The sequence below is a fragment of the Microcoleus sp. EPA2 genome, from assembly GCA_020882975.1.
In the GTDB taxonomy this organism is placed as follows: Bacteria; Cyanobacteriota; Cyanobacteriia; order Cyanobacteriales; family Microcoleaceae; genus Microcoleus.
On the sequence record JAHRFD010000003.1, the window covers coordinates 255,044 to 270,647 of the forward strand.

General features: G+C 44.0%; 9 protein-coding genes. 5 read left to right on the forward strand and 4 right to left on the reverse strand.

The annotated features are described in order from the left end of the window. Positions 1 to 185: 185 nt before the first annotated feature. Entirely contained in the window at positions 186 to 1,778 is a 1,593-nt protein-coding gene (locus AAFP14_RS05395) for a DGQHR domain-containing protein (protein ID WP_341731272.1), read from the reverse strand. Between the two features lie 194 nt (positions 1,779 to 1,972). Here AAFP14_RS05395 and dndB point away from each other — a divergent pair, with 194 nt between their 5' ends. From dndB to AAFP14_RS05415, 4 genes are all read left to right on the forward strand, one after another. After that, positions 1,973 to 3,112: a DNA sulfur modification protein DndB gene (gene dndB, locus AAFP14_RS05400; protein WP_341731273.1), complete on the forward strand. Its 1,140-nt coding sequence runs from the start codon at positions 1,973 to 1,975 to the stop codon at positions 3,110 to 3,112. 164 nt (positions 3,113 to 3,276) lie between these two features. After that, positions 3,277 to 4,245, forward strand: coding sequence for an HNH endonuclease (locus tag AAFP14_RS05405; protein WP_341731274.1), 969 nt, complete (start codon positions 3,277 to 3,279; stop codon positions 4,243 to 4,245). Between the two features lie 17 nt (positions 4,246 to 4,262). Continuing rightward, positions 4,263 to 5,966, forward strand: coding sequence for a DNA phosphorothioation system sulfurtransferase DndC (dndC, locus tag AAFP14_RS05410; protein ID WP_341731275.1), 1,704 nt, complete (start codon positions 4,263 to 4,265; stop codon positions 5,964 to 5,966). A 181-nt stretch (positions 5,967 to 6,147) separates the two neighbouring features. After that, a complete protein-coding gene (locus AAFP14_RS05415; protein WP_341731276.1) occupies positions 6,148 to 7,878 on the forward strand; it encodes an NAD(P)H-quinone oxidoreductase subunit 4 in 1,731 nt (576 codons plus the stop codon). A gap of 56 nt (positions 7,879 to 7,934) precedes the next feature. On the opposite strand, the gene AAFP14_RS05420 is transcribed toward AAFP14_RS05415, so the two are convergent. The 3 genes from AAFP14_RS05420 to AAFP14_RS05430 all read right to left on the reverse strand — a co-directional run bounded on the left by AAFP14_RS05420 (position 7,935) and on the right by AAFP14_RS05430 (position 13,712). Further along, positions 7,935 to 9,560: an NB-ARC domain-containing protein gene (locus tag AAFP14_RS05420; protein WP_341731277.1), complete on the reverse strand. Its 1,626-nt coding sequence runs from the start codon at positions 9,558 to 9,560 to the stop codon at positions 7,935 to 7,937. Between the two features lie 122 nt (positions 9,561 to 9,682). Continuing rightward, positions 9,683 to 10,540, reverse strand: coding sequence for a DUF1361 domain-containing protein (locus AAFP14_RS05425; protein ID WP_341731278.1), 858 nt, complete (start codon positions 10,538 to 10,540; stop codon positions 9,683 to 9,685). An 85-nt stretch (positions 10,541 to 10,625) separates the two neighbouring features. Next, positions 10,626 to 13,712, reverse strand: a complete 3,087-nt coding sequence (locus AAFP14_RS05430) for a PAS domain S-box protein (protein ID WP_341731279.1) — start codon at positions 13,710 to 13,712, stop codon at positions 10,626 to 10,628. A 252-nt stretch (positions 13,713 to 13,964) separates the two neighbouring features. Here AAFP14_RS05430 and AAFP14_RS05435 point away from each other — a divergent pair, with 252 nt between their 5' ends. Continuing rightward, positions 13,965 to 15,332, forward strand: coding sequence for a TldD/PmbA family protein (locus AAFP14_RS05435; protein ID WP_341731280.1), 1,368 nt, complete (start codon positions 13,965 to 13,967; stop codon positions 15,330 to 15,332). The last annotated feature ends 272 nt before the right edge of the window (positions 15,333 to 15,604 follow it).

A 15,604-nucleotide genomic window follows, 5' to 3' on the forward strand; every position in this document is an offset into this window, starting at 1 on the left:
TATCTAACTCAACCAAACAATCTCTATAAACCCGCCCCCACCCACAAATTGGTAAATCTTGTAAGGGCGGGTTTTACCAACAATATCTAACTCAACCAAACAATCTCTATAAACCCGCCCCCACCCAATGAATAATCGATCGCTTTCCTAAGATCGGAAGCCATCGACCTATTCAAGATAAAAAATTAACTCAGCACCGGTGGCAATCCCACCTCTTGCGGCCGCACAAATTTGCCACTAAAACTAATAGCTTTACCCTCAAAAGTTCTCGCTTGGGCAACTGCTTGCCGCAAATGAGCTCGATCCATATCGTCCTTAATTCCCGCTACCAAATATACCATTAACTTCGCCGCTAAATCCTTCCCAGAAACCAACACTCGCTTTTTATTCGGATCGTACAAAATCCCGTACCATGCAGACTCAGGATTGTCCATATGGCTGAATCCTTCATCCACATCATACCTGCGGAGTTTATCGAAAGTTGATTTCAGAGAAAGTTTCTTTCTAAAAGTGAGAATTCCTAAAGCATTAGCTAAGGCAATTTGACCGACGGGACGAAACAAAATATTGCCCTCGCCCCCTGGCTTTTCAAAACTAAATCGGCGCAATTCTGCTGTTTCTTCGTCGCTTTCAATTCTTTGATAGCTGGGCAAAGTTGCTAAATGGTCGAACAGTTTCTTAAATTCTTCAATCCCCTCCTTCAGTTCCTCATCTTCTGGCCGCATGGGAATTAAACCTTTTTTTTCCGGCTTCCAATGGGGGAATTTGTATTCTAAATACCGTTCCGACATATCTTGCAGGGCTTGCAATGTGGTTAACACAGTTGATTTGGCTGCGACGGTGGCGCTGTCCCAATTGACGCGGGGGTTTCTGCTATCTTGTTCTTTTAATAACGGATGGGTGACGGCAATTTTGCGGGCGCAGATTGCAAATCCATTGTCCTCATTTAATAAGGCTAATTGACCCTGACTCAGCGTCACCGCCATTAAATTAACGTGCACGAAGATCGATCGCACTCGCCGTTGTGCTTGCTGTCGCGTTTCCCCAGCCACCACGGCGGGAATAAACTCAATGCCGATTTTTTCCTGGGCTAAATCGCAGACTTTTTCGGGGTCTAGTTGATATTCTTCGGCTAAATCTTCGAGGGTAATTGCAGCGCCGACTGGTTTTTTGTTTTTGTTATATCTTTGCAGGATTCCGGTTTTAATTAAAGTCATCAAACCTTGAACTCCCATCAACCGATGCTGGCCGTCTAAGGCAAAAATTGAAATTTTTTGAGAAACATTCAACAGCCCTAAATTTTGGTTTTTATCAAAGGATACGAATTCCGCAGCCGATTTAGTTGCGACTTTATTTTTATCCCATTCATCAGCTAGAGGATTGTCTACCCACGGGGGACTGATTACTACTAAAACTGCGGGAAATTTGTGGGATTTGCGGGCGGCTAGATATTGAGTGAGGGCGGCTTGGCGGGACCAATCTAGGGGGCGCTGGATGATTTCATCGATGGTTTCGTCGTCGCGGAGGATGTTGTTAGTTTGGAGGTCGAATTTGTGGCGGAAAAGTGGCATTTGGGATGCGAAACGCACGCGGGAGTCTAACCATTCTAGGCTGACTGAACCGATGTAGGCTTCGCTGTTTCCCATCTGGGTTTTTTGGACAAAAATGCGATCGTCTTTTCCTAGGTAATTATCTAATAACAGTGCGATTTCTTGGCGATCGCTATTTTCTTTTTCTAATATCTTATTAGCGAGGTCATCCGCTGGGTTAGTGTTCATCGGCGGTTTTTATATAAATATGGTATTTTTTCAAAAACTATCACGTTTAAATTTTTGTGTCAATGGTTGTTTTTAAAAAAATATTGTGAAATACTTAAATTATCTGGAGCGAGGGTCAGCATATATCACAAAAATAAATTAAAGTCAATAAGTATTAATTCTGAATTTTTCTGTCCGATACCCCATTCTAAATTATGTCTACTCTTTCTTTTGAATACATTTTGCCGGTGATCCGGGGAATTCAAGGGGGCCGCGAATATTATGTTTCGATGTGCCCGGTGCGTTTTTTGCCGAAATTGTTCCCCTTTGAATCTGAAGATTTGCCGCCGGAAATGCGGGCTAGTCGTACCCTGAATCAAAGTCGGATTCCCGAAATAGCTGATTATTTGGTGAGGAATTCGACAAGTTATACTTGCGGGGCGATCGCCGCTTCGATTGATGCGGATATTACGTTTGAAGCGGTGGGAAATGAGGGACAAGAACGGAAAATAGGCTGCTTGCGGGTGCCGATGGATGCTAAGTTTACGATTAATGATGGACAGCATCGCAGGGCGGCTTTTGAAATGGCTTTGCAGCAAAATCCGCAGTTGGGATATGAGACGGTGGCGCTGATTTTGTTTATGGATATTGGATTGGAGAAGTCACAGGAAAGGTTTGCTGATTTGAATAGTTTTCAGGTGCCTTTGGAAGCGTCGCTGAGTTTGCTTTACAATCATCGGGACGATCGCGCGCGGTTGGTGAAGGCGGTGGTGAAGCAGGTTGAAGTTTTCCGCTGTTTGACGGAGATGGAGAGGGGGATTTTGAATGGGCGATCGCCCAAATTATTTACCCTGAGTGCGATCGATCGTGCTATCATGGCTTTGCTGTCTAATATTGAGGCCAGCCAACAGGCAAAACCCTCTCGTTACCGCGCCACAAAACAGGAAAAAGAGGCAGAGTTTGTTCAAAAAATACAACTAGCGGTTAGTTATTGGAATGCGGTTAGCAGTTTTATTCCCGATTGGCAGTTGGTTTTGCACAAGCAAGTTGCAGCGGGGGAAATACGGCGGGATTTTGTGCATTGTCGTAGTGTGGTGCTGGAGAGTTTGGGGGAAGTTGGCGCGAGTTTGCGATCGGTTTTTCCTGAGAGTTGGGAGGAACGTTTGGCCCTTTTGCGCGATGTTGATTGGTCGATTTCTAATCCTGATTGGGAAGGTGGGATTTTGTTGAGAGGGGGGATTTCTAAGTCGAGGGCTAGTGTGGGTTGGATGACTGATTATTTGAAAAATCGGTTGGGTTTGGGAACCGCTGAGGGATCACGGGCGGGACGCCCGTGCCACAATCAAGGTGGATAGTTATCTGATTATCTGGGGTTTAAATGGAAAAATTAAGTTGAGTTTGTTGATACCCACTGAGGTGTGAGGTTTTTGCTTCATGTTTGAGCAGTGCTGTTTTTAAATTTGTGTTAAAAATAGTGTAAGATGTCAGGTTTCATTGTATTTATTCAGAGGAGGAGGAAATGACTACAGCACAGGAGTCAGTCAATAAAAATTTAGCTTATTATTGTAAATGTTTTGCCAACCTTAATGTGCACAGTACACGGGAACGGGGTGAGGCTCACTATAAGCCAATATTACTTTTGTCAATAATTGACCTAATCGCTCAAGGCATAATTAATGAAAATAAAATTTATGTGTCCGATAATTTGATTAAAACATTTAATAACTATTGGAATGTTTTAGGTTCGGAGTCTTACAAGGGTGGTTTGTATTATCCATTTATTCATCTGAGAAGAGACGGTTTTTGGCACATAACATACCAGCCCGCATTTGATGGGCCAAAACCTAAAACAATAAACAAGTTAAGAGAAGCGGTAGAATATGCAAATCTGGATAGTGAATTATTTAATATACTGGCGGAACCAAATTCTAGAGCAGAATTAATAGATACACTGGTAGCTGTCTGGTTTTCATCTAACAGGAAGGCTATCGAAGAAATTTTGGAAGTAAATCAAAATTTTATAAATGTTGCAGAGGAAGAAAGAGAAATATTAGAGGAAGCAGATGATTTAGACAGAGAACCTAGGTTCTATTTAAGAAAATCGGCTGTCAGAAATGCTTTTTTTAGGAAAGCAGTGGTGCATATATATGATTATAAATGTGCATTTTGCCGATTAAAAGTAAGAAGAACACTCAATCAAAACATTGTAGATGGCTCACATATTAAGCCATTTTCACAGTTTTATGATAACCAAATTAATAACGGTATATCATTATGTAAAAATCATCATTGGGCTTTTGACCAGGGCTGGTTTGCGATAGATGATGATTACAAAATTATCGTAGCTAGTGACTTAGAAGAGGAATCTCCGAATGCTAAACCCATGAAAGATTTTCAGAGTGAAACTATTCTGTTGCCAACTTCTGAAAGATATCTACCAAGACTTGAATCACTGCACTGGCATCGAGTGAATGTATTTAGAGCTTAATTAATAGAGGTAATAAAATGACAGAAACACAGCAAATGCAACTATTTCCACCGCTCCCAAACCGCACCCTTCCTGAGTTAGTAAAAGATATAGAAAAGCTAACTAAAGAAATTCAATATATTTATTGCTCGGAAAATATACCTTTTGTTATTGGGTGGAGTGGAGGCAAAGATAGCACATCAGTTTTGCAACTTGTTTGGTATGCGATCGCAGCATTGCCACAAGAACAAAGAACAAAAAAAATATATGTAATTACCACAGATACACTGGTAGAGAATCCAATAGTGTCTGCTTGGGTACGCAAGTCATTAGAGCAGATGAAGTCTGCTGCTAAAGCACAGCAGATTCCCATAGAACCTCATTTGCTTTATCCAGATATCAAAGATACTTTCTGGGTTAACTTGATGGGAAAAGGCTACCCATCACCGAGACATGGATTTCGCTGGTGTACTGAACGCCTGAAAATCCTTCCTTCTAATCGGTTTGTTCGTGATGTGGTGAGAATCAATGGAGAAGTGATTCTTATATTAGGTACTCGCAAAGCTGAAAGTATTAAACGTGCTGTTTCAATGGAGAAACATGAAATAGGTCCACTGAGTGACCGTCTCAACGATAATTCTAGTTCAATTAAATCTATGCTTTATCATAGTCCTAGTCTGCCTAACTCTCTAATTTATAGTCCTATTGAAGACTGGCGAACTGATGAAGTTTGGCTTTACTTGATGCAGTGGGAAAACCCTTGGGGCAACAACAATAAAGATTTATTTAGTATGTATCGCGGTGCGACAGCAGACAATGAATGTCCTTTAGTTGTCGATACTTCCACTCCTAGCTGTGGCAGTTCTCGCTTTGGTTGCTGGGTTTGTACAATGGTAAATCAAGACAAATCTATGGAGGCAATGATTCAAAACGATCAAGAAAAAGAATGGATGCAGCCTCTGCTGGATATTCGCAACGAATTAGATATAAAAGACGATCGCCCAAAAAGAGACTTCCGACGCATCTACGGTAGAGTAGAATTGTTTGAGCGCAACATGGGCGACGATACAACCTCCGTCGAACCCATCCCCGGCCCCTATACCAAATTCTGGCGGGAACACTGGCTCAGACGAGTCTTGGAAGCACAAACTCAAATACGCCAAACCGCACCTGTAGAAATGCGCGACATCACCCTAATTACCCCGGAAGAACTTAGTGAAATCCGCCGCATTTGGCTGGAAGAAAAACACGAATTCGATGACTCTTTACCCCGCATTTACGAACAAGTCACGGGTCAACCCTTTGAAGACAGCCGCCCCGCCGCCGAAAGAAAACTCCTCGGTAGCGACGAATGGACTGTGCTCGAAGAAATGTGCGAGGACAAAATGCACCTGGAATTAATGGCAAAACTCCTAGATACAGAACGCCAATATTACACCAAATCCAGGCGTACTGGGATTTATGGCGATTTGGACAAATGCTTTGAAACCAGTTCGCGCTCTAAAGAAGAAGCCATTGGTAACGCTCACTATCAACGGAATCTGAAAAACGCTGTAGAAGCTGTCAAAGCAAATCCGACTCTCAATATTCAGCTAGTCAAAGATGCGATCGCCCAAAGCAATATTTCTGCCACAGAAGATACCGTTAATGTTGCCAAACTGAAAGAACAACTCGAAAGCACCACCAACCAAAGCAGGCAATTGTCTTGGGCTGATATCAAATTTTCACCCCCAAGTCCCTAAACTACAACTAAGAATCCCCGCGCCTCAATGCGCGTGGGGAGTTTATACTTGACTTTTGTCGCTATTAGTGATATGACAGCCCCCATGGGTCTTATAAAAAAAAATAATCAATAATTCTTAAATTTTTATTAATTTTTGTTTTATAATATTACTTATCTTCCAGTAAGTATTTATTCTCATTATGATAGCGGATCAATTTCCTTGGCTGACCGCGATAGTCCTCTTACCCCTCCTAGCTTCCGTCGCCATCCCTTTTTTGCCCGATACAGAGGGAAAAACAATTCGGTGGTACGCCCTGGGCGTGGGTTTGGCAGACTTTGTACTCATGTGCTGGGTGTTTTGGACTCATTACGATCCCACAATCTCTACTTTCCAAATCGTAGAGCAATACCCCTGGATACCTTCTCTGGGCCTCAACTGGTCTGTTTCTGTTGACGGATTGTCAGTGCCCTTGGTACTGTTGGCTGGACTGGTGACGACTCTCTCAATTTTTGCAGCCTGGGATGTCGATCGCAAACCCCGACTTTTCTACTTCCTGATGCTGGTGATGTACTCGGCACAGATAGGAGTATTCGTTGCCCAAGACATCATGCTACTGTTCATTGTCTGGGAACTAGAACTAATTCCGGTTTACCTGCTAATCTCGATTTGGGGCGGACAAAACCGTCGCTACGCAGCCACCAAATTCTTGATTTATACCGCTGGCGCTTCAATTTTCATTCTGGTAGCTGCTTTAGCAATGGCATTCTACGGCGGAGGCAATATCACCTTCGATATGGTAGAACTAGGCTTGAAAGACTACCCCCTCGGTTTAGAATTACTGCTTTATGCGGGATTGTTGATTGCCTTCGGCGTGAAACTGGCGATTTTCCCCTTCCACACTTGGCTACCTGATGCCCACGGCGAAGCATCTTCTCCCGTGTCCATGATTCTGGCCGGTGTGCTGTTAAAAATGGGCGGATATGGCCTGATTCGTCTGAATTTGGAACTCCTTCCTAAAGCTCACGTTTACTTTGCACCGATTATGGCCGTGCTTGGCGTAGTTAACATTATCTACGGAGCACTCAATTCCTTCGGCCAAACCAACATGAAGCGCCGCCTAGCGAATTCCTCTATTTCTCACATGGGATTTGTACTCCTGGGTATTGCTTCTTTCAATGACTTGGGAATCAATGGTGCTCTGTTGCAAATGATTTCCCATGGTTTAATCGCCTCAGTATTGTTCTTTCTGGCCGGCGTAACCTACGATCGCACCCATACCATGATCATGGATGAAATGGGCGAGATTGGTAAAGTCATGCCCAAAGTGTTTGCGTTGTTTACCGCAGGCGCTATGGCTTCTTTGGCACTTCCCGGTATGAGTGGTTTTGCGAGCGAACTTTCGGTATTTGTCGGTGTGGCAACTAGCGATATCTACAGCGATTCTTTCCGGGCTGTGATTGTCTTCCTGGCGGCGGTAGGACTGATTTTGACACCGATTTATTTGCTCTCGATGCTGCGCCAGCTCTTCTATAATTCGGGAGCGGCACCGGCTTGTGACATTGACGATTTAGATTTGCAAAATCAGAGAAATAATCTGGATGAAGCGGTTTGTTTTGGTAATAGTTGCGTTTTGCCTGCGGATGCAGTATTTATCGATGCTCAACCTCGCGAAGTGGCGATCGCCTTTTGCTTTTTAATCCCGATTGTTGGCATTGGTTTCTATCCCAATATGGCGATGCAAGTTTATGATGCCAAGACTGTAGCAGTGAATGCAGAAGTCAGGGAATCTTACATCCAAATCGCTCAAGAAAATCCTCGGATTTATGCGAATCAACTTTTGGTTCCCAAAATTGCCCAGGCTCAAACAGCTCCTGCTTTGGGTAAAATTACTGGTTCTGAATCAGCCTCAGTTTTGGGTATTGTCAAATAATCCAACTCTGTGAGTGTGAGATACCAGACTGCTTCATCGAGTCTGGTATCTAGGTTTTAAGACTCAGTTTGTGCCATAATAAGCGCAATATTTTCTCTAGCATATCCCACTTCAAAAGTCGATTTCTCTGCCAGCAAATATGCAAGTTTGTTCAGGATATTTAAAAGTTCTTCATCTCCTTTAGTTTTCTGACACAAAACTTGCAACCGATTTTTTACCATTTTTAAAATATAACTGCTGGCATCGTATTTGCCTACTTTTTTAGCAAAATTTATGCTAAAATCATAATCTTTCAACAACCGCATATTTTCGATTTTTTGCGTTTTAATCGTCTCCAAAATCTCATATTTAAGCTTTTCTACTAACCTATCGGCAACATATTTCATCATCAAAGGCTGAAGTATAAACACTGTTTCTGTACCCTGATGGATTTTCTCAATCAAGGAGCGGCGGCTCAAAGAATCGAGATTTTTCACTAAATCAGAAAAAGAATACTTAGCCAAAATTTCCTGTCGCAAAGTGCCGAGGGAAACCGGAGTTTCCGCAATAGTCAGCCAATAGGTAATTTCAGTTTCAGCATTAGACATTCGCTCTAACTGCTGGGCGAGTAGATTGCTGATATGTTCTTCAATGAATAATGCCGTTGCTTCCAAAAAACTACCAACATTCCCCTCGAAAAAATCCTGAATCGTTGTGGCTACAATCTTAAATGCTAATAAATTTCCTCCGTAGCGCTCTAGCAAAATTTTCCACTCACTATTTTGAGCAGATAAACCTTTTTCTTGAAAAATATTCTGGGCAATTTCCTGGGAAATCTCTGGTTTGAAAGAGCGTACTTTTTCCCCAGCTAACAAAGCGATTTCTGTTGGTTCTTCTGCACTAATTACCAGCAAACAGCTACGGTGATTAACCTCTGAAATCCGCACAATTAAATCTCGATATTCCTCCCAACCGGGACGGTAATTTCCTGCTAGTTCTTCCGGCTTCAGCACGGCTTCAAAATCGTCGAAAATCAGCAGAGATCGGTGCTGGCGCAAATAATCAACTAGCAGGGAAATTTGACCGTTGATGTCGTCGGGTGGTAAATCGCTTGTTTGGTGGTTGGAAAAAAATTGAATTAAGTTGGTTAGAAACAGTTGGGGAGTCGGGTGCGATCGCCAAGAGCGCCAAACCACAAAATCAAACTCATTTTGGATCTGTGAGACTAATTTTACTGACAGAGTTGTTTTACCGCTACCAGCCAAGCCTAACAACGCCACCAGCCGACAATTATCTGAGACAATCCATTGCTTTAAAGTGTTTAATTCTTGAGTCCGTCCGTAAAAAACCGTAACATCCGGTGCTTCGCCCCAATCTTGTTGTCGGTGTGCGATCGCCATTTTTGATAGGCTTCCTTTACCTGTCGGACTAAAATCCCTCAAACCGATTTCCTGATTGTATGACAACAGTAACTGATGCCTCAATTCTGACAATTTTCCTGGACCATTTCCGCTAATTTGAAACTTTTTGTAAACCTCGCCTAGTCTTTTGCGAACTGCGATGTCGCTAATGCCAAGCTTGGTGGCGATCGCGGAGGTAGTTTGACCATCGAGAGCCATAAACACAGTTTCTAACTCGGCATCTGTGACACCGCGCTCCTTGGCGATCGTTTGCACAAAGTTCTGAGGAATCTGAGTAGTCAAGGTAGGAATCTCGCCAATGCTAAAATATATACATATTATTATATTGTGTCACCTTGTGTTAGCACCCCGACTGGCCAGAATTAGTCGGGGGTCTAGGTCCGAACCCATGTCAAATCTTCTATTTAAAATCTCACATCGATGGGTTCGGAAGAATTACCGGTGGCACCGGAAAACTCTGACTGGGATTGATGCGGGTAAAATCGCTGGCTAATTCCCAAAGTAATTTGCTTCATCACCCAATACAAACTGGCAATTACTAAAAAAGTCGCAGCAATTAATAAAACCGGACGTTTCCCCATCAAATCGTTCATCACAGTATTAACTAACGCATCGGGATTAGTAATGATATCCCAACTGTTGAACCGGATAAATCGCCCTAAATAAATGCCGATCGCCGAAAGTGCGTGTATAGTTAACTCAGCTACTAGGACAAATTTGCCCCAACCCTGTTGGCTCAAATAGTAACCAAAACTCATCACCGACAGCACGTAAGCCTGAACCCCTGCGATCATAAACACCAAATATTGGGGAATCAAAGCTAGAGTCACCACCCACACCGAGTGTCCCTGTTTAATCTGGTCGATCAAATGGATGATATCAGTTAAAACATAGGGCGCATTGGGCAAAAAGGCAATGAATGCCAAAAAACCACCCCACCAGCGGAGAGAGCGCACACCGCGCTGTCGCAGTACCCAGATATCTACAGCCATCAGTGTCAGCGTAATCGCGATCGCCCCCAAAAGGTAAGTTTTGCCCAAATCGTGGACAATGTACCTTAGATGTAACAAAACCAGGGATATAGAGGGCAAAAGAGTAGCCCCCAGCAAAAAACTTGTCCCCCACATCAGCCAGCGCGATCGAGGTTTGCGAAACAGCCAAAAACTCAGCGCTAACGGTACCAAAGCTAAGAATAAATTCCAAGACATCCACCGGACATTGTGTCCCATTGCCTGCAACGCTTCTAGGAGCAATCCCATCATGTCAAATTTCCTAAAAATATCATGGTTCAATGCAGCACCGCTTCGCCAGCAGCTTGAATCTATTTTAATCGCTTATTGTTTGCGGTCAATTCCGTACCAGACTAATCGGAATTGAAATCCTAAAAGTTGTACCCTGTCCTATTTCTGAAAAACACTCTATTTTGCCTTTGTGCTTCTGAACCACAATCGAGTGAGAAATCGACATTCCCAAGCCCGTACCTTTTCCAACTTCTTTGGTAGTATAAAACGGATTAAAAATGCGATCGATCGTCGTCTGTGGCATTCCCGTACCATTGTCGGAGATTTCCACCGCTACCATATTCTCACCAATCACCTGAGTGGCGATCGCAATTCTGCCAGGATTTGCCTCCGCTGCCGCCACAGAGAACTTTTGATACCGTTCCTCGATCGCATCAATGGCATTAGCAATAATATTCATAAATACCTGATTCAGTTGGCTAGGATAACAATCCACCAGTGGTATGTTGCTGAATTCATGAATTACATTAATTTCCGGCCAGCCATTAAGCCCCTTCAATCGGTGCTGCAAAATTAACAAAGTGCTGTCAATTCCTCCATGAAGATCCACCGGCTTCATTTCCGATTCGTCCAGTCGCGAGAAATTCCTGAGCGACAAAACAATTTGCCTGATGCGTTTGGTTCCTACCTCCATCGACCTCACTATTTTGTTTAAATCTTCTGAGACAAAATCTAAATCCATTTCTTCAATCTTATCAAGGATTATAGGATTAGGTTCTGGATATTCTTCGGCATACAAATTGACCAATTCAATTAACTGTTTCGTATAATCCTCGACATATTTAATGTTGCCATGAATAAAGTTAACCGGATTATTAATTTCATGAGCAATTCCAGCCACCAGTTCACCCAAAGAAGACATTTTTTCCGTTTGAACTAACTGACTTTGAGTAGACCGCAATTCCAACAGTGCTTGTTCTAGTTGTTGAGCTCTTTCTCTTTCTCGCGCGTCACTTTGGCGCAGTGCTTCTGTTCTCTGTAACACTCTATTTTCTAAATCTTCATTCAATTTTTGAAGACTCTCTTCTGCTTGTTTGCGCTCGATGGCAATTCCTGCTAAATTCTTGACAAAATCTATAAATTTCCAGTCAAACTTTTCGGGTGTATGTGGCTCAGTATAATACAGGGCAAAGGTTCCCAAAAGCTTGTCGTTAGATGATATAATAGGAGTAGATGAACAAGCTCTGAGTCCAAAACTTAAAGCAAAATCTCGATAATCTTCCCACAACGGATCGGTGGCAATATCTGTAACAATCACAGACTCTTTCCGATAGATAGCAGTGCCACAGGAACCGACATTAGGACCGATCGCCATGCCCTCAATAGCAGCATTGTAACTCTCAGGTAAACTCGGTGCAGCTCCGTTCACCAGGTGTTTGCCATCTGGAGCTAGAATCAAGATCGAACCCATCACATCTTTACATTGCTGCTCGATAATTTTCACTAAGGCATTTAAAGTATCGCCCAGAGGCGCACTTTTAGCAATCATTTCTAATATTTGTTTTTGGGCGGCCAACCAACTTTCACCTTGCTTGCGCTCCGTAATGTCACGGGCTACGCACAGAAATGTGTTTGACTGCATGGGTGAAATAGTAGCAGCAAACCAGAGGTCTTTGTCTCCAATAGGTAAGCTGTATTCGAGTGAATTAGTTTGTTGGGTTGCGGCAGTAAGTCTAATTTGATTTAGTAAAAAATCTGCTATTTTTGGTGGCAGAATCTCGCCGATAGTTTTGCCGATAACTTCCGTCGGTGGTTTGTACAAAAGGCGGGGATTTGTCGGCGCAATTTTGAGGTATCTTCCCTCTATATCAATTACAAAAATGACATCGTTCATGGCGGCAAATAAAGCTCGCAGTTCTGCTTCAGAATCTTGGAGAGCGATTTCAGTTTTTTTGCGATCGCTAATATCAGTTCCAATACACAACATCCCTCTCAAACGGCCTTTCCGATCTCGCAAAGCTTGATTTCGCCACGCGATCCAAACTCTTTCTCCATGACGGCGGATCTGTTCATTCTCCTGAATTGTAAAGTATCGATTCCGGTGTAGCAGGAATTCCCGCATCATGGCAGGGAGTTGATTTTTCGACAAAGTTGTCTCCGATATCAGATTCCAGAAATCATTTTTGCCAATAATTTCGGCTTGTGAATACCCAAAAAAACTTTCAGCAAACTCGTTCAAAAAAGTAACATTTCCCTCACGGTCTAACTGCACAATAATGCAATTGGCATTCTCTACCAATTGCCTGTATTTAGCTTCACTTTCTCGCAACTTTGTAGACCCATACACCAAACTAAAGACCACCACAGAGCTCACAACTGCCAGCAAGCCACCACCAGCAAGCAGCAACCCCCGCTGCGGCGAATTCTGGGGCCATCCCCCCAGGGGAATGGCGGCTAACTGCCAGGAACCGTTGGGCAATGTCACTTCCAGCAATACGGGTGCTTGCTGGAAAATTGCAGGGTTGCCAAAAAAGACTTCCCCAGTCACACCCCGGCCGTCTTTGCCTCGGAGAGCGTATTCTAGCTGGGCAGAAGGGTCTTTGATCCCTGCCTCTTGGAGGAGGGTATCTTGGTCGATGAGAACCCCTGTTAACCCCCAAAAATCACCGCTTTCTGGAGCGGCGCCCGGTGGTGTCAGAAAAATGGGCGATCGACTGACAAAGCCGACATTCCCCGCTAATAATTTCACAGGGCCCGCCAGTACAGTTTTGCGAGTCGCGATCGCCTCTTCCACCATTTTTCGTTGCTGAGGTACGGCACTCAAGTCCACGCCGATCGCCGATTCATTTCCTTCTCGCGGATACATATAAGTGATGGTAGTCCCTTTCACTAAACCTATACTGCGAATGCCAGTTTGGTTTGCCAGCAGAATTCTCCCGGTAGCTGCAAACTCCTCTTCGCTGATGTTTGGATTTTGGGAGAGATCCGCCACCAAACCGCGCATCAAAAACAGCCGCGAGTTCAACTTACCTTCGAGATTAGAACGAATTGTGCTGAGTTGATTGAGAGTAATCGCACGGTTTTCCAGCAAAAACCGCTGCTGTTGAGATCGATCTAAAATGCCAACTCCGGCCACAATTGCTACTGCTGCCGTAATTGCGGCTAAATACGGTGAAATTTGGCAATTTTTCATCCTCAAGTCACGCATTTCTGTCTAATTTAATGATTTTTTTCAGTCTTAAGATAGATTTATTTTAGTCGGATCTCGCTAATTGACTTCCATTCTCCCATTCTCCGCCTCTTCCACTCCGTCCCTAACCCACACTTTAAATGCGTAGCGCCCAATTTACCCTTGGGGGCGATCGGCATTTAGTCGATTCAGCGGATTAAAATAAAGTTAGGAACTCTTTCAACGCTAAGGCGACTCACTCCTAGGGACAAATAGATGCAGGAACAATTGATGGAAGCGATCGCACCCTACCGCGATCGGGTAGATTATCTAGAAGTTCGCCTCGAACAAAGCGAGTCAACAGCCATTAGTTTTCGTGGGCCTCAGTTGGATGCTGTCAACCGCAGTTTTAGCCTCGCTGGTGGTATCCGCGCCTGTCACAAAGGTGGCTGGAGTTTTGTCACTTTTAATGGTTTGGCTGAATTAAAAGACCGTATCGAAGAAGCTGTAATTCAGTCTCGCTTAGTAGGTAGCGAAAAAACTATACTAGCAGATGTCACCCCGATTCAAGATTATGTAGCGGTGGAATTAGGTGGCGATCCTCGCTCGATTACTTTAGCCCAAAAGCGACAATTGCTCGAATCTTACAACCAATTGTTATTAGATTATGACCCGCGGATTCAGACTACAATTGCCGGTTATAGCGATCGATTTGGGATTACTTATTTTGTAAATTCCCAAGGCACTTCCATCGCTCAAGAGCGATTGGATGTCACCGGACGTTTTGGCGCGATCGCCCGTGGTGACGGCGGCATTGTCCGCCAAGGGTTTGAGTCGATTCATTCGCGATCGGACTACAATGTCTTGACAAATATTGAAGATCGTGTTAAGAGTGCTGCCGTTCGAGCTGTCAGTCAACTGGAAGCAAAATCAGTCAAAGGTGGCCAGTATCCAGTCATTTTAGACCCTTATTTATCAGGGGTATTTATTCACGAAGCTTTCGGCCATTTATCGGAAGCAGACGGCATTTACGAAAACCCCAAAATGCAGGAATTGTTGACCTTGGGTAAACCTGTCGCCATCGAACAATTGAATGTCATCGATGATGCCACCTTACCAGGATTACCGGGAACATTGAAATACGACGACGAAGGCGTACCCGCCCAGTGCAAGCATTTAATTAAAAATGGGGTGTTAACCACTCGAATGCACAATCGGGAAACTGCCGGCAAAATGGGCGAAAGTCCCACGGGAAATGCGCGGGCTTTGAGTGCTAGTTTTATGCCCTTGGTGCGCATGACTAATACGGCGATCGAATCTGGAGAAAATTCTTTTGATGACATGATTGGTGACATCGCAGAAGGAGTTTATGCAGTGCGGATGCTGGGAGGACAAACCAACGGTGAAATGTTTACCTTTGCAGCGGCTCAAGGTTACATGATTCGCGACGGCAAATTAGCAGAACCTGTGAGTGATGTCACCTTAAGTGGTAACGTATTTCAGACGCTCAAGGACATTGAGGCGATCGGAAATGACTCAGTTTATGCCTACGGCGGTTGTGGTAAAGGCGGCCAGGGCGGCTTACCAGTCAGTGTCGGTGGCCCCCATTTACGGATTAAAAATGTGGTTGTCGGAGGCAGATAATCCTGAATAACTCATAAAAAACCCCGGTTGCTAAAAAGCTTGCTGTATCAGCATTCTTCAGCTCGATCTTCTTCTTTCCCCCCTAGGGGGCCCGGCTGTTTCATTCTCCAAAAAAAGAGGGCTTTGTAGGGGTAGTGCCCCCGTGCCTACCCCCCCCACCAACTCTCTTCTCTTGCTTCGCGTACTACCCTACGGGAACCCCTGCGGGGAACGCGCCTTCGCGGTTAAATCACCTGACGATACAACCGGAATTGATATGATATCAAATCCGG